At 71.5% G+C, this 18,365-nt stretch carries 15 protein-coding genes, 1 tRNA gene, 1 pseudogene and 1 riboswitch; of the genes and pseudogenes, 7 read left to right on the top strand and 10 right to left on the bottom strand.

Annotated features, from left to right (window positions below; genetic code table 11):
• A pseudogene (locus NS184_RS18410) lies at positions 1 to 300 on the top strand (dolichol-phosphate mannosyltransferase); the annotation flags it as partial.
• A gap of 85 nt (positions 301 to 385) precedes the next feature.
• On the opposite strand, the gene treZ reads toward NS184_RS18410, so the two are convergent.
• Genes treZ through glgX form a run of 3 tightly spaced genes read right to left on the bottom strand, consistent with a single transcriptional unit; the run spans position 386 to position 6,839 of the window.
• The gene (gene treZ / locus NS184_RS14330) at positions 386 to 2,140 is read right to left on the bottom strand and encodes a malto-oligosyltrehalose trehalohydrolase (protein WP_058726786.1); all 1,755 of its coding nucleotides are present in this window, start codon (positions 2,138 to 2,140) and stop codon (positions 386 to 388) included.
• Entirely contained in the window at positions 2,137 to 4,635 is a 2,499-nt protein-coding gene (gene treY, locus NS184_RS14335) for a malto-oligosyltrehalose synthase (RefSeq protein ID WP_058726787.1), read from the bottom strand. The genes treZ and treY overlap by 4 nt, the downstream gene beginning before the upstream one ends.
• The gene (gene glgX, locus NS184_RS14340; RefSeq protein WP_058726788.1) at positions 4,632 to 6,839 is read right to left on the bottom strand and encodes a glycogen debranching protein GlgX; all 2,208 of its coding nucleotides are present in this window, start codon (positions 6,837 to 6,839) and stop codon (positions 4,632 to 4,634) included. The genes treY and glgX overlap by 4 nt, the downstream gene beginning before the upstream one ends.
• Before the next feature lie 129 nt (positions 6,840 to 6,968).
• Between glgX and NS184_RS14345 the strand changes: the two genes are divergently transcribed.
• The 5 genes from NS184_RS14345 (at position 6,969) to NS184_RS14365 (ending at position 11,138) form a co-directional block, all read left to right on the top strand.
• Positions 6,969 to 7,292 (top strand): hypothetical protein, encoded by a 324-nt coding sequence (locus NS184_RS14345; protein WP_058726789.1) that lies wholly within the window; start codon positions 6,969 to 6,971, stop codon positions 7,290 to 7,292.
• 98 nt (positions 7,293 to 7,390) lie between these two features.
• A riboswitch (TPP riboswitch) is annotated at positions 7,391 to 7,500 on the top strand.
• The gene (locus tag NS184_RS14350) at positions 7,495 to 8,142 is read left to right on the top strand and encodes an ECF transporter S component (protein WP_058726798.1); all 648 of its coding nucleotides are present in this window, start codon (positions 7,495 to 7,497) and stop codon (positions 8,140 to 8,142) included. It overlaps the preceding riboswitch by 6 nt.
• Complete coding sequence (locus NS184_RS14355; protein ID WP_058726790.1) at positions 8,139 to 9,749, top strand: ABC transporter ATP-binding protein; 1,611 nt, start codon at positions 8,139 to 8,141, stop codon at positions 9,747 to 9,749. Before NS184_RS14350 ends, NS184_RS14355 begins: the two co-directional genes overlap by 4 nt.
• Positions 9,746 to 10,567, top strand: coding sequence for an energy-coupling factor transporter transmembrane component T family protein (locus tag NS184_RS14360; RefSeq protein WP_345969016.1), 822 nt, complete (start codon positions 9,746 to 9,748; stop codon positions 10,565 to 10,567). Before NS184_RS14355 ends, NS184_RS14360 begins: the two co-directional genes overlap by 4 nt.
• A complete protein-coding gene (locus NS184_RS14365; RefSeq protein WP_242863070.1) occupies positions 10,560 to 11,138 on the top strand; it encodes an ATP-binding protein in 579 nt (192 codons plus the stop codon). The genes NS184_RS14360 and NS184_RS14365 overlap by 8 nt, the downstream gene beginning before the upstream one ends.
• A 129-nt stretch (positions 11,139 to 11,267) precedes the next feature.
• Here NS184_RS14365 and NS184_RS14370 read toward each other — a convergent pair whose 3' ends face one another.
• The 6 genes from NS184_RS14370 to NS184_RS14395 form a co-directional block, all read right to left on the bottom strand.
• Positions 11,268 to 11,606, bottom strand: coding sequence for a metallopeptidase family protein (locus tag NS184_RS14370; RefSeq protein ID WP_058726800.1), 339 nt, complete (start codon positions 11,604 to 11,606; stop codon positions 11,268 to 11,270).
• An 11-nt stretch (positions 11,607 to 11,617) separates the two neighbouring features.
• Positions 11,618 to 13,720 (bottom strand): acyltransferase family protein, encoded by a 2,103-nt coding sequence (locus NS184_RS14375; protein ID WP_058726792.1) that lies wholly within the window; start codon positions 13,718 to 13,720, stop codon positions 11,618 to 11,620.
• 77 nt (positions 13,721 to 13,797) lie between these two features.
• Positions 13,798 to 13,873, bottom strand: a tRNA-His gene (locus tag NS184_RS14380).
• Between the two features lie 74 nt (positions 13,874 to 13,947).
• On the bottom strand, positions 13,948 to 14,583 hold the full coding sequence (gene orn, locus NS184_RS14385) for an oligoribonuclease (RefSeq protein WP_058726793.1): 636 nt from the start codon (positions 14,581 to 14,583) through the stop codon (positions 13,948 to 13,950).
• A gap of 100 nt (positions 14,584 to 14,683) precedes the next feature.
• Positions 14,684 to 15,922 carry an MFS transporter gene (locus NS184_RS14390; RefSeq protein WP_058726794.1) on the bottom strand — a complete coding sequence of 413 codons (1,239 nt, stop codon included), beginning with the start codon at positions 15,920 to 15,922 and terminating at the stop codon, positions 14,684 to 14,686.
• Complete coding sequence (locus NS184_RS14395) at positions 15,919 to 16,365, bottom strand: MarR family winged helix-turn-helix transcriptional regulator (RefSeq protein ID WP_058726795.1); 447 nt, start codon at positions 16,363 to 16,365, stop codon at positions 15,919 to 15,921. The genes NS184_RS14390 and NS184_RS14395 overlap by 4 nt, the downstream gene beginning before the upstream one ends.
• 61 nt (positions 16,366 to 16,426) lie before the next feature.
• Between NS184_RS14395 and NS184_RS14400 the strand changes: the two genes are divergently transcribed.
• Positions 16,427 to 16,717 (top strand): hypothetical protein, encoded by a 291-nt coding sequence (locus NS184_RS14400; RefSeq protein ID WP_058726796.1) that lies wholly within the window; start codon positions 16,427 to 16,429, stop codon positions 16,715 to 16,717.
• A 232-nt stretch (positions 16,718 to 16,949) separates the two neighbouring features.
• Here NS184_RS14400 and NS184_RS14405 read toward each other — a convergent pair.
• Positions 16,950 to 18,365: DUF6716 putative glycosyltransferase (locus NS184_RS14405; RefSeq protein ID WP_206556292.1), on the bottom strand; the 1,416-nt coding region annotated here is incomplete at its 5' end.

Consider the following 18,365-nt stretch of genomic DNA (forward strand, 5'->3'; position numbering starts at 1 on the left):
AGCGCGTTGGAACGGATCGACCTGGCGGGGATCGCGTCGAAGGGGTACTGCTTCCAGGTCGACCTGTGCTGGCGTGCCCTCGAGGCGGGGCTGCGGGTCGTGGAGACACCGATCACGTTCACCGAGCGTGAGCACGGGGTCTCGAAGATGAGCGGCAACATCGTCCGCGAATCGTTGACCCTGGTCACGAAGTGGGGCATCGACCGACGCCTGCGCGAGGTCCGCGCCCTCGTCCGCGACCACCACCGGCTGCCCTCCGTCCGCACCAACGCCCACGCGGTGTCCCGCCGCGCCGCCTGACCTCCCGCAGGGGACCGCACAGGAGAGCCCCGTCCACCGATCGTCCGGATCGGTCGACGGGGCTCTCGTCGTCGTGGTGTCGTCGTCAGCGCACGACGACCACGCCGCGACCGGTGAAGCGCACACACCCTCGCTCGACCGTGGCGTCCCCGAAGCGGTAGAGCTCCTCACCCGATGCGGTGGGCACCGGCACCTCGGCGACGTCGTCGAGGAAGTTCACGACGACGTGCACGGGAGCGGCGTCCGGGCCGAGGAGCCCGCGCGACAGCACGAGCCACCGTCGGTCCTCACTGAACCGGACGGCGTTCGCCTCGTAGCGGTGGTCCACGAAGGCCTGCTCCGTGCGGCGCAGGGCGACGAGTACCCGGTAGGCGGTGAGGATCGTCGACTCGCGCTCCCCGGAGAGCGACGACCAGTCGAGCTTCGACCGCTGGAACGTCTCCGGGTCCTGCGGGTCCGGCACGATCGACTCGTCCCAGCCGTGTTCCGCGAACTCCTTGATGCGCCCCTCGGCGGTGACCTTCCCGAGCTCGGGCTCGGGGTGCGAGGTGAAGAACTGCCACGGTGTCGAGGCCGCGAACTCCTCGCCCATGAACAGCATCGGCGTGAACGGTCCGAGCAGGGTCAGTGCGGCCGCGATGACGAGCTGTTCGTCGTCGAGGGTCGCCGCGAGCCGGTCACCAGCGGCGCGGTTCCCGATCTGGTCGTGGTTCTGGTTCGCGACCACGAGCGCCGTCGTCGGTGAGGTCCCGCGGTCGATCGGCCGTCCGTGCCGCTTCCCCCGGAACGACGACCACGTGCCGTCGTGGAAGAACCCGTGCTCCAGCACCTTCGCGAGCGCACCGAGCGGTGCGAAGTCCCCGTAGTAGCCGTTCGTCTCGCCCGTGAGCGCGACGTGGACGGCGTGGTGGAAGTCGTCGGACCACTGCCCGGCGAGCCCGTACCCGGCGGACTCCCGCGGGCGGAACATGACCGGGTCGTTGAGGTCCGACTCCGCGATGAGCGACAGCGGCCGACCGACGAACGTCGAGTACGCATCGGTCTCGGACGCCATGTCGGCGAGGACGTGCGGCCGGGTGGTGTCGCGGATCGCGTGGACGGCGTCGAGGCGGAGCCCGTCGACGTGGTGGTCGCGGAACCACATCCGCACGTTGTCGAGCACGTAGCGCCGCACCTCGGGGTGCTCCACGTTCACGGAGTCGCCCCACGTGTTGCCGAGGCCCTGCAGCAGGTACGGCCCGTACAGCGGCAGGTAGTTGCCACTCGGCCCGAGGTGGTTGTAGACGACGTCCTGGATGACGCCGAGGCCCAGTGCGTGCGCCCGGTCGACGAAGCGGTCGTAGGCGTCGGGTCCGCCGTAGGTGTGCTGCACGGCGTACCAGGCGACGCCGTCGTAGCCCCAGTTCCACTCGCCGTTGAAACCGTTGACGGGGAGGACCTCGACGAAGGACACCCCGAGCTCGACGAGGTGCTCGAGCTGTGCGGCCGCGGCGTCGAGCGTGCCCTCCGGGGTGAAGGTGCCGACGTGCATCTCGTAGATCACCCCGCCGCGGGCCGGGCGACCGGTCCAGGCGTCGTCCGTCCAGGCGAAGCGCTCGGGGTCGACGACCTCGGACGGACCGTGCACCCCCTCGGGCTGGAACCGGCTGCGGGGGTCGGGGCGGACGGCGTCGTCGTCGTCGATGCGGAAGCCGTAGCGTGCACCGACGTGGGGGAGCACCGCGTCGGTGGTCCACCAGTCGTCGGCGCCGCGGGTCAGCGGGTACTCGACGTCGTCGACGACGAGTCGCACGCGGTCGGGGTTCGGCGCCCAGACGGCGTAGCGGGCGGGGACGGTCATGCGTGGCCTTCCAGGATCTCGACCTCGGCCTGCGCCTCGGACTCGGGTTCGTCGGGGCTCGTGCCGCCGGACGTGGTGGGGGAGTCGTTCCCGGTCCGGGAGCCGGTCGCCGTGCCGGGAGCTGCGTCAGCAGCGGCGTCGGCTCCGGCGGACTCACGTTCCGTGCCGTCGGCGACGGCCGCGGGCACGAGGAGGGCGACGGGGAGGTCGGCGAGCACCTCGGCCAGGGGGATGCCCCGGGAAGCCGGCACGCGCCTCCCGGTCAGCAGGTCGACGCGCTCGACGGGGGCCGCGTGCACCAGGGTGTCACCCCAGCCACCGACGCGCTCGAGACCGATCGGGAGGCGCGTCGCGATGGTGACGGCTCCGCCGCGGTCGAACGCGAGCACGTGGTCGGCGGCCGCGCCGCTGGCCTCGAGACCGAGGTAGCGGGTGAACAGCTCCGGGTGGTCGCGACGCAGCCGCAGCGCGCGGCTCGTGACGAGCACCTTCGCGGCGCCGTCGAGCCCGATGGCGGGCAGCCGCTCGGGTCCGGACTCCTCCGGCCCGTCGAGGGTCGCGAGCACGTGGCGGCGCTCGGCGTAGTCGACCGGGCGACGGTTGTCGGGGTCGACGAGGGAGCGGTCCCACGTCTCGGTGCCCTGGTAGACGTCCGGCACACCGGGGCCGGTGAGCTGCACGAGCTTGGCGCCGAGGCCGTTCGACCAGCCGGCTGCGTCGATCCGCTCGTCCAGTGCGTCGAGCACGGCGACCACGGCAGGGTCGTCGAACGCCGCGTCGACCAGCGCGTGCATCCGACGTTCGAAGTCCTCGTCCGGCTCCGTCCAGGTGGTGCTGTCACCGGCCTCGCGCGACGCCTTCTCGGCGTAGGCGTGCAGACGCTCCCGGCTGGCAGGCCGTGCCCCGACGATCGCCTGCCAGAGCAGGTCGGCGAGCACCGCGTCCTCGAGCGGGGCGAGGGACTGCAACCGGTCGAGGGTCGACGACCACTCGTCCGCGATCTCGGCGAGTACGGCGATGCGGGCGCGGGTGTCCTCGCTCCGTTTCGTGTCGTGCGTGGTCAACGTCGTCATCGTGTGCGGCCAGCTCCCGAGACGATCGCGCTGGGCCCGGTGGAAGTCCGCGACCGACACGGCGAAGACGCTCGGGTCGCCGCCGACCTCGCTCAGGCTCGTGAGGCGGGAGGTGCGGTAGAACGCGGTGTCCTCGACGCCCTTCGCCATCACCATGCCGGACGTCTGCTGCAGGCGGACCGCGGCGGCGGAGTCCGGGTCGATGAGGGTCGGCGCGATCCGGTCGATCACGTCGTCGAGGTCCGGACGTGCCTCGGCAGCGCTCTCGAGCGCGTCGATGAGGTGGTGCCCGCCCTCGGGCAGGTAGGTCCGGTACACGTCGAAGGACGCGATGACCTCAGCCAGTGCGTCGACGACGCGGTCCTCGGGGAGGCCATCGGTCGTCGGGGCGAGCAGCCGCGCGAGGCGTCGGACCTCGCTCCCGAGGATGCCGTCGGCGATGCCGCGCCGGGTGTCGTGCGTGAGCTGCTGCCAGTCGGCAGGTTCGGCTCCCGACGCAGCGGTCAGCGCCTCCTGCCCGGCGGGGTCCACGAACACGCGGTCGACCACCCCGAGGGCGTCGTAGCCCGTCGTGCCGTCGACCGGCCACGACGCCGGCAGCTCCTCGCCCGGCTCGAGGATCTTCTCGACGAGCGTGTACGCCCCGCCGGTGAGTCGAGCGAGGTCGTCGAGGTACCCGGCCGGGTCGTACAGGCCGTCCGGGTGGTCGATGCGGAGCCCGTCCACGAGACCGTCCCGGAACCAGCCGCCGATCACGCCGTGCGACGCGGCGAAGACCTCGGGTTCCTCGACCCGGATCCCCGCCAGCGTGTTCACCGCGAAGAACCGCCGGTAGTTCAGCTCGTGGTCGGCCCGCTTCCAGTGCACGAACTCGTAGTGCTGCCGAGCGTGCACGTCCGCGACCGTGTCGCCCGTGTGCACCGTTCCCGGCGCGGTCGGGTACGCGGTCTCGCCGACGTACAGCCGGTCCTCCCGGAGCTCGACCGCGTCGAGCAGCCGGTCGTCGAGCACCGGGATGCGGATCCGCCCGTCGGCGGCGTCCCAGTCGACGTCGAACGCCCACGCGACCGGCGAGCCCTGCCCGTGCTCGAGCAGGGACCACCACCACGGGTTCGCCGACGGGGTGGCGACCCCGACGTGGTTCGGGACGATGTCGACGAGCACACCGAGCCCTGCCGTGTGTGCGGCCTCGGCCAACGCCCGGAGAGCGTCGTCGCCGCCGCGCTCGGCGTCGACACGGGTGTGGTCCACCACGTCGTAGCCGTGCTGCGAACCGGGTTCGGCCTGCAGCACGGGTGACAGGTACAGCCAGTCCGCGCCGAGGTCGCGCACGTAGTCGACGACGTCCCGCGCCTGCGAGAGGTCGAAGTCGGGCGTGATCTGGAGTCGGTAGGTCGAGGTGGGGACGCGCCTGGCGCTCATCGGGTTCCTTCGTCGGACGGCGCGGGGGCTCCGGCCGGGTTCTTCGGGGTGCTCGGCTCGGTGGAGGTCGCGTCGACCGGGGTGGTACGGACCTCGTGGTCGGGCTCTTCGCGGAGGACGATCATCGACCGTGCGGGCACGTCGAGCGCGGAACCGGCGTCGAGGACCTCCTCGCGAGCGCCCGGGTCGGCCGTGTCGATGCGGACCGTCCATCCCGGCGCGTACTCCTCGGGCGGCAGCGTGAACGTGACGACGCCGTCGTGCGCGTTGAAGTACGTGATGAACGCGACGTCGCTGACCCGCTCACCACGGGCGTCGCGACCCCGGATGCCGTCGCCGTTGAGGTACATGCCGACGCTCTTGCCGAAGCCCGAGTCCCAGTCCTCCGGGTCCATCGCCTCGCCGGAGGGGGTGAGCCAGACCACGTCGGGGAGCGGTTCGCCCTCGCCCCGGCGGACCGGGCGCCCGTTGAAGTACCGCGTGCGGCGGAACGTCGGGTGGTCGTGCCGGAGCTTCACGACGTCCGCCGTGAACTGCACCAGGTCGTCGTCGGCGTGTGCCCAGTCGATCCAGCTGATCGCGGAGTCCTGCGCGTACACGTTGTTGTTGCCGGACTGCGTGCGCCCGAGTTCGTCGCCGTGGGCGATCATCGGCACGCCCTGGCTGAGCAGGAGCGTCGCGAGGAAGTTCCGCCGCCGCTGGAGCCGCAGCGCGGTGATCTCCGGGTCGTCGGTCGGCCCCTCGACTCCGGAGTTCCACGACCGGTTGTGGCTCTCGCCGTCGTTGTTGTCCTCGCCGTTGGCCTCGTTGTGCTTCTCGTTGTAGGCGACGAGGTCGTACAGCGTGAAGCCGTCGTGCGCGGTGATGAAGTTGATGCTCGCCTTCGGCGTCCGGCCGTCGTGCTCGTAGAGGTCGGCCGAGCCGGAGATCCGCGAGGCGAACTCGCCGAGCGTCGAGGGCTCCCCGCGCCAGAAGTCCCGGACGGTGTCCCGGTACTTGCCGTTCCACTCCGACCACTGCGGCGGGAAGTTGCCGACCTGGTAGCCGCCGGGCCCGACGTCCCACGGCTCGGCGATGAGCTTCACCTGGGAGACGATCGGGTCCTGCTGGACCAGTTCGAAGAACGCCGCCAGCCGGTCGACCTCGTAGAACTCCCGCGCCAGGGCGGCCGCGAGGTCGAAGCGGAACCCGTCGACGTGCATCTCGGTCACCCAGTACCGCAGGGAGTCCATGATGAGCTGCAGCGAGTGCGGGTGCCCGACGTTGAGCGAGTTGCCCGTGCCCGTGGTGTCCATGTAGTACCGCTTGTCGTCCTCGACGAGGCGGTAGTAGGCGGCGTTGTCGATCCCGCGGAAGGACAGCGTCGGGCCGAGGTGGTTGCCCTCGGCCGTGTGGTTGTAGACGACGTCGAGGACGACCTCGATGCCCGCCCGGTGCAGCTCGCGCACCATCGCCTTGAACTCCTGCACCTGCTGCCCGCGGTCGCCCGAGGACGAGTAGTGCGAGTGCGGGGCGAAGAACCCGATCGTGTTGTAGCCCCAGTAGTTCGACAGCCCCTTCTCCTGCAGGGTCGAGTCGTTCACGAACTGGTGCACGGGCATGAGCTCGAGCGTCGTCACACCGAGTCGCTGCAGGTGCGCGATGACCGCCGGGTGCGCGACGCCCGCGTAGGTGCCGCGCTGTTCCTCGGGCACGTCCGGGTGGGTCTCGGTGAGCCCCTTGACGTGCGCCTCGTAGATCACCGTCTCGCCGTAGGGGATCCGCGGAGGCCGGTCACCCTGCCAGTCGAAGAACGGGTTGATCACGACGCCCTTCATCATGTGCGGCGCCGAGTCCTGGTCGTCCGTGGAGTCCGGGTCGCCGAACGTGTACGAGAACAGCGCCTGGTCCCAGTCGATGTCGCCGCTCGTGGCCTTGGCGTACGGGTCGAGCAGGAGCTTGTTCGGGTTCGCCCGCAGGCCGTTCGCCGGGTCGTAGGGTCCGTGCACGCGGAAGCCGTACTCCTGGCCCGGCCCGATGTTCGGCAGGTAGGCGTGCCACACGTAGGCGTCCACCTCGACGAGGTCGATGCACTGCTCGGTGCCGTCCTCGTCGAACAGGCAGAGCTCGACGCGGTCCGCGGTCTCGCTGAACAGGGCGAAGTTCGTGCCGCTGCCGTCGTAGGTCGCGCCGAGCGGGTACGGGTTGCCGGGCCAGGTGTGCAAACGGTCCTCCAGGTGTGGGCGATGCCAACGTATCGGCGCCGACCGTCCGCGTCCGCAGACAAGCCCCAGCGGTGGACGGTCACCCGCGCTCGCCCGCCTGTGGAGGGACCGCCGAGTAGCCTCGCGCGCATGGCCAACATCGTGACGCAGATCGCAGACAAGGTGCGCCCCGTCGGGGTCGGCACGAACTACGGGGAGCCCGTCGAGGTCGGCGACCAGACGCTCATCCCGGTCTCCATCGCCTGGTTCGGCTTCGGCGGCGGCGGGGACGACGAGAACGGCGGTGGCGGCGGTGGCGGCGGCACCTCGATCCCGGTCGGCGCCTACGTCCGCCGTCCCGGCAAGGACCTCGAGTTCGAACCGAACCTCATCTCGCTGCTCGCGGTCAGCATCCCGGTGATCTGGGTGACCGGCACCGTGCTCCGCAAGCTGGTGCGGGTCCTCAAGAAGTAGCGGACGACGGCCTGGAGGCGCGTGGCGGGCTCGCCACGCGCCTCCAGGCCGTCCCGCGCGCACCACGCGCGACGCGGGTGCAGCCCGCAGTACACTGCTGGCACACACACGGGAGTCCGGTCACCGGGCTGAGAGGGAGCGAACGGCGCTCCGACCGTCGAACCTGATCCGGATCATGCCGGCGCAGGGAGGAGTCACCATCATGCCTTCGCGCATCCAGTCCACCGTTCCGTCGTCCGGCCAGACGGCCCCGGCCCCGAGGCGCTCGCTGCGCTGGCGGGTCGTCGACATCGTCGTCGCCAGTGTCCTCGCGGTCGCGCTCGGCGTCGTCTTCAGGGTCTGGGAGTTCCCCTACGAGCCGCTCAGCGCGGCGATGAAGCTGGTGCTCCCCGGCACCCAGGCGCTGTTCGGCGGCGTCTGGCTGCTCGCCGGCCCGGTCGTCGCCGTCGTCGTCCGCAAGCCCGGCGCGGCGCTCTACGGCGAGATCGTCGCCGCGTCCGTCGAAGCGCTCTTCGGCACCCAGTGGGGCTGGGGCACGCTCGAGGCCGGCCTCGTGCAGGGTCTCGGTGCGGAGCTCGTCCTCGCGCTGTTCCTGTACCGCGTGTACCGCCTGCCGGTCGTCGCGCTCGCCGGTGCCGCCGCCGGGCTCGCCCTCGGCATCAACGACTCGATCCTCTGGTACCCCGGCTACGACGCCGCGTTCAAGGTGGTCTACATCGTCTGCGCGGTCATCTCCGGCGCGGTGATCGCCGGGCTCGGCTCGTGGTTCCTCGTCCGCGCCCTGGCCCGCACCGGGGTGCTGTCGTCCTTCGCCGCCGGGCGCGAGCACAGCCGGCGCTCCGGCCGGTGACCGCCGCCGCCCGGATCGCGTTCGACGACTGGGGCTGGCGCTACCCGGAACGTGAGCAGTGGGCCGTCCGAGGCGTCGACCTCGTCGTCGAACCCGGCGAACGGGTGGCGATCGTCGGCCCGTCCGGCGCCGGGAAGTCCACGCTGCTCCGCGCCGTCGCCGCCGTGCTGCCGGACGAGCCGGACGCCACCGACGAGACCGCCGGCGAGGTCGAGGGCAGCGTGCTCGTCGACGGTACCGAGCCCCGGACGGCCCGCGGTCGGGTCGGACTCGTCATGCAGGACCCCGAGGCGCACACCGTCATGGCACGCATCGGCGACGACGTGGCCTTCGGCTGCGAGAACCTCGGCGTCCCGCGCGGTGAGACCTGGGCGCGGGTGCAGACCGCCCTCGAGGTCGTCGGACTCGATCTGCCGCTCGACCGCAGCACCGCGCAGCTCTCCGGCGGACAGCGACAGCGACTCGCGCTCGCCGGGGTCCTCGCCATGCAGCCAGGCGCCCTCGTGCTCGACGAACCCTGCGCGAACCTCGACCCGTCCGGTGTGGAGCAGGTGCACGACGCCGTCCGCGCGTTGCTCGACGCCACCGGGGCGACCCTCCTCGTCGTGGAGCACCGCATCGGGACGTGGCTCGACCTGGTCGACCGGCTCGTGCTGCTCGAACCGGGCGGCGGCGTGGTCGCGGACGGCCCTCCCGACTCCGTGCTCGCGACGCACGGCGAGGGCCTGACGGCTGCAGGGGTGTGGGTGCCCGGTGCCGAGCCCGCGCGGGGAAGCGCACGGCGCGGCCGTCCGGGTTCCTCGACCGACCTGCTGCGCGCCGACGGACTGGGCACGGCTCGTGGGAAGCGGCAGCGCGTCGGGTCCGGCATCGACCTCTCGGTGCGGTCGGGTGCGGTCGTCGCCGTCACCGGTCCGAACGGCGTCGGCAAGTCGACGCTCGGCCTGACGCTCGCGGGCCTCCTCCGCCCCGCGGACGGCACGCTGACGGCCTCGCCTGCACTCGCCGGGAACGCCCGGACCGGCACCGCCCCGCACGCGTGGTCGAGCCGAGCCCTCGCGGCGCGGATCGGCACGGTGTTCCAGGACCCCGAGCACCAGTTCGTCGCCCGGAGCGTCCGCGAGGAACTCGCCGCCGGCCCGCGCGCCCTCGACCAGGACGGGGTCGACGACCGGGTCGCCGACCTGCTCGACGAGTTCGGCCTCGCCCACCTCGCTGACGCCGACCCGTTCACCCTCTCCGGCGGCGAACAACGGCGGCTCGCGATCGCCGCGGTCGTCGCGAGCCGCCCGCCGGTCGTCGTCCTCGACGAGCCGACGTCCGGACAGGACCGTGCCACGTGGGAGTCCGTCGTGCAGCACCTCGGTGCGCTCGCCGACGCGGGCACCGCGATCGTCGCGGTGACCCACGACCGCGATCTCGTCCGGGCGCTCGACGCCGAGGAGGTCGTGCTCGCCGCCGACGGCGTGAGCCGACCGTCGGCCGCGGGCGCCGACGACCGCGAGACCCGCCCGACGGACGAGTGTGCCGAAGAGCTGGCGGCTCCGGCGAAGCCGGCGGCCCCGGCGGCCCCGGCGGAGCCGGCAGCGCCGGGGGTACTGCGGTGAGCGCCCCGCCGACAGCGCCCGCGCTCCGGACGCGACCCGTGCCTCCCGGCCGACCCGCGCCACCACCCGCCGGCCGCGGGATCCGCGGCGTCCAGCCCGTCGCCGCGCTCCTGGGGGTCCTCGGGCTCGGGGTGTTCCTCGTCCTGAGCCTCGACGTGGTCTCCGCGGCGGTCGCCCTCGGACTCGAGCTGGCGCTCCTGCCGCTCCTCCGCATCCCACCGCGCACCCTGCTGCTCCGGACGTCGCCCGTGCTCCTCGCGGTCCCGCTCACGGCGCTCAGCATCGCGCTGTACGGCCGACCCTCCGGACGGGAGTGGTTCGACCTCGGCTTCGCACACGTCACCGACGGCTCCCTGACGCTCGCGCTCGCGACAGCGCTCCGGGTGCTCGCGATCGGACTGCCGGGTGTCGTGCTGTTCATCCGGGCCGACCCCACCGACCTCGCGGACGGACTCGCCCAGGTGCTCCGGTTGCCCGCTCGGTTCGTCCTCGGGGCACTCGCGGCCGTGCGGATGATCACCCTCCTCGGCGACGACTGGCGCCAGCTCGCCATGGCTCGCCGAGCGCGCGGCCTCGCCGACACCGGACGGATCCGCCGCGCTGCGTCGATGGCGTTCGCGCTGCTCGTGCTCGCGCTCCGACGGGGGACCACCCTCGCGGTCGCGATGGAGTCCCGCGGCTTCGGAGCACCCGGACGCCGCACCTGGGCGCGCCCGGCGCGCTTCAGGGGCCCGGAGTGGGCGATGGTCGCGGTGCTGGTCGCGATCGGCGTGGTCGCCACCGCGGTCGCGATCGCGGCGGGGACCTGGCGTGCCTGACGGCGACGGCGGTGCGGCACGGGTCGCTCCGGCGGCGCCGGCTCGGATCGTCCCCCACCGTCTCGACGTGCTCGAGTCGCGCGTCCGCACCGCCGTCCCCGCCGGCGCGCGTGTGGTGGTGCTGCTCGACGGACGCTCCGGGACGGGCAAGACGACCCTCGGCGATGCGCTCGCCGAACGGATCGGAGCCCAGGTCGTCCATCTCGACGACGTCTACCCGGGGTGGGACGGGCTCCGTGCAGCAGCGGCCGCCGTGTCGACCGACGTGCTCGGTCCGGCGTCAGGCTACCGACGGTGGGACTGGGCGACCTCGGCGCCCGCCGGCTGGACGACGGTCGACCCGGACCTGCCGGTCGTCGTCGAGGGGTGCGGTGCCCTGTCGCGAGCCTCGGCACCGCTGGCGAGCCTGCGGGTGTGGCTGGAGGCGGACGACGACGAACGGTGGCGCCGGGCGATCGGCCGCGACGGCGACGTCTTCGCCCGCGAGTGGGACCGGTGGGCGGCGCAGGAGCAGGCGTTCATCGACGCCGAGGACCCGGCGTCCCTCGCCGACGTGGTCATCCGGACCTGATCCTCGAGGTGCCGACTGGTGGTCGCCGACCGTCGGCTCCGGACGACGCCCGCTCCGGACGACCGCTGGCGGCGGGCGGTGGCTGCCGCGTGCGCGGCGGTTGGGGGGCGTGCGTGGTGGCGTCTCCGGTCAGGCCCAGCCGAGTTCGTGCAGGCGCTCGTCGTCGATCCCGTAGTAGTGCCCGATCTCGTGCACCAGGGTCGTGTGCACCTCGTCGCGGAGTTCCTCCTCGGTGTCGCACTCCGCCAGGTGCGCTGCACGGAACACGATGATGCGGTCCGGGAGCTCCCCGAACCCGTACTGCCCGCGCTCGGTCGCTGCGACGCCGTCGTACACGCCGAAGAGGTCGGAGCCGTCCTCGGGAGCGTCCTCGACCACGAAAGCAACGTTGTCGAGGCCGTCGAGCATGTCGTCGGGCAGCCGGTCGAGTTCATCGGAGACGAGTTGCTCGAAGTCGTCGGGAGACATCTGCACGCAGATCAGTGTCCCACCAGTGTGTCCTCGAACACGGACCGTGACCGGAGGAGCTCGCCGAGCGCGGGCGCGCTCTTCCTTGCGTAGGCGCTCGTGAGGTGCACGAAGTCCTTCTTGACGATCGTCCGCTCGACGAAAGCCGGACAGGTGTCAGCGGTACAGAAGAGCGGCCGGGAGTCGACGACGGTCGCGTCGTCGCCCGCCACGGCGTTCAGCGCTGCGAGTCGTGATCGCCATGCCGATGACGTCTCGGTGATGCACGCTGAGGGAGAGCCTCCGACGCTGTAGCAGTTCTGGACGCTCTGACCCGCCGGGGGCGGCGAGACGAGGACGACCTTCCCGACCGACTCCCGGACGTCGACGACGTAGCGTTGCGTGGCTGCGGCCCATTCAGCGGCTCCCGGCGCTGTCCCGTCACCATCCACGCCAGTGTCCGCGAACGTGTTCGTGATCACGAGTACGTCGGGTTCGACTTCGGTGATCCGGTCGAGGGTGTCCGCGCGGAAGGAGGCGCACTCGGTTGCGTCCTGGCCTCCCAGGGAAGCGTCGATGAACGGGCAGCCGAACGCGGTCCGTGTCACGATCCGCCAGCCCGCCAGCAGGCCGTCGTCCTGCAACCGCAGGTACGCGTCGATCCAGTGCACGGCGGTCGAGTCGCCGACCAGCATCAGCGATCGTTCCGCGGTCGGCGACCCGAACGTGCACGTCTCCGCGGACGGAGCGGGTGACAGGCGCCCGCACTCGGGGTGCTGCGTCCCCACCAGGTTCGCACCGGGACCGTCGTCGAGTTCTGGCCAGGACGTCGCCGACAGCGCGTCGACGATGCCCTTGCCGAGCGCCGCGAGCGCGGGGCGGTCTTCGCCACCGACCGTCGGTGCCGCCGTTGCGTCTGCAGCGAGCGGCACCGTCGGGATATCGATCGGTCGGACACGGTCCGTCGCGACCAAGCTGAGCACCACAGCGGTCACCGCCGCGAGTCCGATCGCGCTCACCTGGACCGAGCGACGTTGCGGACGGAGCGCTTCCCGGAAGCGTGCACGCTCGCGACGGTGCCACATCGCGAGGGGGGCGACCGAGCACGGGCGCTCGATGAGGTGGTAGCTGACGTACGCAAGAGCGATGCTCAGGGGCACCGTCCACCAGACGGCACTCGGATCGACGGCGCCGATGACGATGAACAGGGGGAAGTGCCAGAGGTAAAGGGAGTAGCTGACGTTGCCGATCGACACCAGCGGACCGGCCCGCAGCACGGCTGCACCGCTCGTCGGACCACGGACACCACCCACGAGGACCATCGCCGCGGAGATCACCGGCGCCGCAGCGGCGGGGAACGGGAACGCGCCCTGACCGGTGATGCAGACGGCGGAGACCAGGATCCCGACCAGTCCCGTCCACGACAGGGACGTCCCGAACCACGCGGGCAGGCGTCCCCAGATGGCGGTCCCGAAGGCGAGCAGGCTCCCGACTCCGAGCTCCCACGCCCGGACGGGAGTCGAGAAGTACGCGGTCTCGGGGTCAGCAGTGCTCTGGATCGGGGCCAGAACGGCGGATGCGACGACCCCCACCGACAGGGTCGACAGCGCGACGACGCGAGGGCTGCTCCGTCGACCGATCGCGAGTGTCGTCACCAGGAGCACGGGGACGACGAGGTAGAACTGCTCTTCCACGGACAACGACCAGAAGTGCTGGAACGGTGAGACCGGGCCGTCGGCTGCGAAGTAGTCGGTCTGCTGGTCGGCGAACCGCCAGTTGGCCAGGAAGACGAGGCTCCATCCGGCGTCCGCGAGCGACTGCGGAGCCCGTTGCGGCACCAGGAGGAGGACAGCCGCCAGCGTGGCTGCGATCACGACGACCGCGGCGGGCATGAGGCGCCGGACCCGTCTCCAGTAGAACGCGGTCAAGGAGATGCGACCGGTCCGGGAGTGCTCCGCGAGCAGGAGCGACGTGATCAGGAACCCCGAGATCACGAAGAACACGTCGACGCCGACGAAGCCGCCGATGGGCTGAGCGAAGACGTGCTCGGCGACGACCAGGACGACCGCGACGGCCCGGAGTCCCTGGATGTCGAGCCGCTTCGTCGGCGCGTGGAGACGGGGGCGTTGTGACATTTCACCATGGTACCTGGAATATCGGTAGCCTCGGTGAAAGAGAAGAGCCCTCGGTGCAACACCGAGGGCTCATCCCGTGGGGTGAGTAACGGGTCTCGAACCCGCGACCTCCTAGACCACAACCAGGCGCTCTACCAACTGAGCTATACCCACCACGTCCACACCGGTGACCGGCGCGACCACTCAATAGTAGTACATGCGCGACCGCACTCCGACCACGTGTGTCGTCACTCGGCGGGCTGGGCGAGCCGCGGCTCCCACTTCGCGACGACCTCGGCCTGGACGGCACGGACATCGTCGGTCGAGGGGCCCGGGTCGGCGACGAACCCCGCGCGGCGGTAGTACTCGAGCTCGCGGATCGACTCGAGGATGTCGGCCAGGGCACGGTGACCGCCGTGCTTCTCCGGGGCGTTGAAGTACACGCGCGGGAACCACCGTCGGCACAGCTCCTTGATGCTCGAGACGTCGACGCTCCGGTAGTGCAGGTGGTTGTCCACCCGCGGCATGTACTTGGCGAGGAACGCTCGGTCCGTGCCGATGGTGTTGCCGGCCAGGGGAGCGGTGCCCTCGGCCGGCACGTGGGCGAGGATGTACTCGAGCACCTGGTACTCGGCGTCGGCGAGGCTCACGCCGTCCGGGATCTCGTCGATCAGACCCGAGGTCGTGTGCATGTTCGTCACGAACTCGTTCATGTTGTCGAGTGCGGACTGGTCCGGCTTGATCACGATGTCGAACCCGGGGTGCACCGGCACGAGGTCGAAGTCGGTGACGACGACGGCCACCTCGACGAGTTCGTCGACCGCGAGGTCGAGGCCCGTCATCTCGCAGTCGATCCAGACGAGGCGGTCGTTCGCAGTTGCCATGTCGTCGATCCTATTCCCGTGCGCCGACGGCCCCGCCGCGGGTGGTGGCGGGGCCGTCTTGGCTCGGGTGCCCATGCATCCTCGCTGTGGGGACCGTGCGTCAGACCATCTCGCCGGCGGTGACCGCCTCGGCCTCGACCCGCTCCGACTCGGGACCGTCGTCCACGCGGCGCAGGACGCGGGTCGTGGCAGCGACCACCACGAACGCGATCGCGACCGACACCCCGGCGAAGACGTACGCGGCGCTCGGCGCGATGGCGTCCGCCAGCAGGGTCGCCACGGGCGGGGCGATGGCTCCGCCGATGAACCGCACCGCGGAGTACGCGCTGGAGGCCACGGAGCGGGGGAGGTCCGTCGCCTCCATGACGCACTCGGTGAGGACGGTGTTGAGCACGCCGAGCACGAGGCCGCCGATGATGACGCAGGCGATCAGGCCGACCTGCGAGGACACGACCACGGCCGCGGCGAACAGGTCGAGCGCGAGCAACGGCAGCGCGATCTTGAGGACCGTCGTGCGGCGGAGCCGTGCGGTGAGCATCGGCGCCACCCAGACCGACGTGATCGCCAGTCCGACGCCCCAGCCGAAGAACGTGAAGCCGATCCCGATCGCGCCGAAGCCGAGCGGGAAGGGGGTGTAGGCGAGCAGCACGAAGAAGCCGATGTTGTAGAACAGTGCGGTCACGGCGAGCGCTGCGAGTGCCGGGCGGCCGAGTGCACGGAACGGTGCGGAGAGCTTCGTCGGCGTCGGCTTCTCGATGCCGGACGTCTTCAGCAGCGTGACGATGGCGATGAACGCGATGGCCATGAGCGTGGTGACGCCGAAGAACGGGCCGCGCCAGCTCACGTTGCCGAGCAGGCCGCCGACGAGCGGTCCGATCGCGATGCCGAGGCCGAGTGCGGCCTCGTACAGGATGATCGCGGACGCGGTGCCACCGGACGCCGCTCCGACGATGGTCGCGAGGGCGGTCGAGATGAACAGTGCGTTCCCGAGACCCCAGCCGGCGCGGAAGTCGATGATGCTCCACACGCTGTTCGACGTGGCCGCGAGCACGGAGAACACCACGATCAGGGCGAGACCGATGAGCAGGGTGTTCTTCGGTCCGATCCGGCTCGACACCCAGCTGGTGAAGAACATCGCGACACCGGTGACCGCCAGGTAGCTCGTGAAGAGCAGTTCGGTCTGCGCGGCGGTCGCCTCGAGGGACGTCGCGATCGCGGGGAGGATCGGGTCGACGAGGCCGATGCCCATGAAGGCGACGACGCAGGCGAAGGCGATGGCCCAGACCGCGGAGGACTGCTTGAGGATGCTGCCGGAGGCGGCGGGTGCGTGGGCGTTCACGCGGTGATCTCCGTTCGTGTGGTGGTGGTGCTCCGGGCGGCGATGATGGCGGCTGCTCCGTGCAGCGCGTCCCATTCGTCGTCGGTGAGGTCGGCGAAGAGCGGCCCGACCGTCCGCGTCAGGACGGCGCGCCAGGTGGCCAGATGCTCGCGCCCGGCGTCCGTGATCGAGATGAGCTGGCCCCGCGAGTCGTCCGGGTCGACCGTCCGGGACACGAGTCCGTCGTCGAGCATGCCGGCGACGAGTCGGGTCATCGTGGGCTGTGCGACCCGGGACGCCTCGGCGAGCTCGCCGAGGCGGAGTGGCTGCTCGGTCTCGAGGATGCCGAGCGTGCGCCAGACCGCGGGGGAGGTCGTGTTGCCGGTGGACCGGACGGCGGTGCGGATCAGGCGGTTCACCGAGACGAGGAGCGTCTCGACCGTCTGTTCGCGGGATGTTTCCATAGCAAAACTATATAGCCCTGCTATGGATCAGTCAACAGGTGCCCCCTGGTACAAGGGATGCATGAGTGACATCACGATCTCCGAGGGCGACGAGTACACCGCGATCTTCCACGGCGGCCCCTTCGACGGCACGACCGACACCCGCACCGCCACGGGTGACGCGCTGGACGAGGAGATCACCGTCTACGCCGACGTCGAGGGGCTCCAGACGGCCTTCGCCTACCGCCTCACCAAGTCGCGCCAGGTGCTCGACCAGACCTCCGGCGAGTACACCTACGACCCGTCCGACTCCGACCCAGTGGACGACCTGCAGGACCGCGGTGACCGTTCCGGCGAGTTCGACCGGGAGTAGACCGGTACCACGCCGCGTTGACCCCGCCGTGCGACTCGACCTCTGGACCTCGGCCTTCTGTGCGCCCTGCGCCGCGGCACGACGCGTCGCCGCTGAGGCAGCGGCGCTCGTGCCGGGCCTGACCGTGTCCGAACGGGACGTCGCGGCGCAGCCCGACGACGCGGAACACCTCGGCATCCGGTCGACCCCCACGCTCATCGTGCGGGGTGACGACGGGGCCGAGGTGTTCCGGTCACCTGGCGTACCGACGCGCGACCAGTTGCTGGTCGCCGTCGCGAAGGCCCTCCCGCCCGCCGACGGGTGAAGCCGGCCTGGAGGCACGGATCACCTTCCGCACGACCCGTTTCGTCCCACGGACGGGCGTCCCCACCACGAGCGCGACGCTGCCCAGGACCGACCGATCGTCGCGGCCGAGCGCGTTCTTCCGTTCCCAGGCCCGGCGCAGTGCCCCACCACGACTCCGCCGAGCTGCCGGCCGGTCGACGAGTCTCCCGGCGTCCCGCTGCAGCATGAGGTCCTCGGCACGTCCCGTCCAGTCGTCGTCCGACGACGGGTGGAAGTGGTTGTCGCGGAGCCACTCGGGCCGGACCGTCCGGAAGCGCCCGGCGATGAGGTCGGAGGAATCACCCGGGAGGCCGCTGCCCACGAAGACCTCGTTGATGAGCTGCGGGCCGACGCCGAAGTCCGTCAGCGTCAGTGCGGGGACGCCGGCGGCCACGGCCTCGAGGACGGCCGTCGAACTCACCGTCACGAGGGCGAGCGCGCGGGCGAGGTGCTCGGCCATCGGCCCCGACTCGACGACGAGGTTCGTCGGCGCGTCGGCGGGGACGAGCTCCGCGTAGGGGTGCTCCTCGCGGTGGGTCTGCTGTTCACCCGTCGTCGCCCGGACCTTGATGACCACCCGCCACTCCGGGTGGGCGAGCGCCGTCGCGGCGAGCCAGTGCACGATCCGCTGCCGCTCGGCTGGGTCGCTCGGCACGCTCGGCTGCGCGGCGAACACGACCGAGTCGCGCACCGGTGTCGCTCCACCCGGCGCGTCCCGGCGGGAGCCTGACGGCCGGGCGAACGGCAGCGTGGCGAGCGCGAACGCGGGCTCCAGGCCGCCGGTGCGGGCGAGCTCGTCGTAGGCGCGGACCTCGCGGTGGCTGTGCAGGACGAACAGGTCGGCGCGGGCGCGGAGGAACACGCCCTTCCACTTCGCCGGGTAGGAGATGCCCGGAAGGCCGGTCACGAGGACCGGGCGGTCGGGGACGTGCCGGTGCACCTGGTCGATCACGAGCTCCGCGACCGGACCGATGAGCGCGACGAGCACCGCGTCCGGCGGGTCGTCGCGGAGGCGGCGCACGATCGTGTCCACGTCGGTCGGCTCCGGCGGCAGCGAGGCGAGGTGCGCCAGACGCTCGTCGAGCCCCCGGAACGCCGAACGGAGCTGCGCGGTGCTCGCCGTCCGCGGGGTCCGGACCGTCAGGACGTCGACGTCCCAGTGCGCGGGAGCGGTGGCGAGCAGGTGCGCACCCCACTTCGCGAACGAGTCGGTGTCGACCAGGCCGACCACCCGACGGCGGCGGGTCGGCACGGCGGACGGGAGTCGTGCCTCCAGGCCGACCGTCGAGGGCTCCACGACCTCCGTCACGCGACCACCCGGCGG

Origin of the sequence: Curtobacterium luteum, from assembly GCF_001475545.1 — a bacterium.
GTDB lineage: Bacteria > Actinomycetota > Actinomycetes > Actinomycetales > Microbacteriaceae > Curtobacterium > Curtobacterium luteum_A.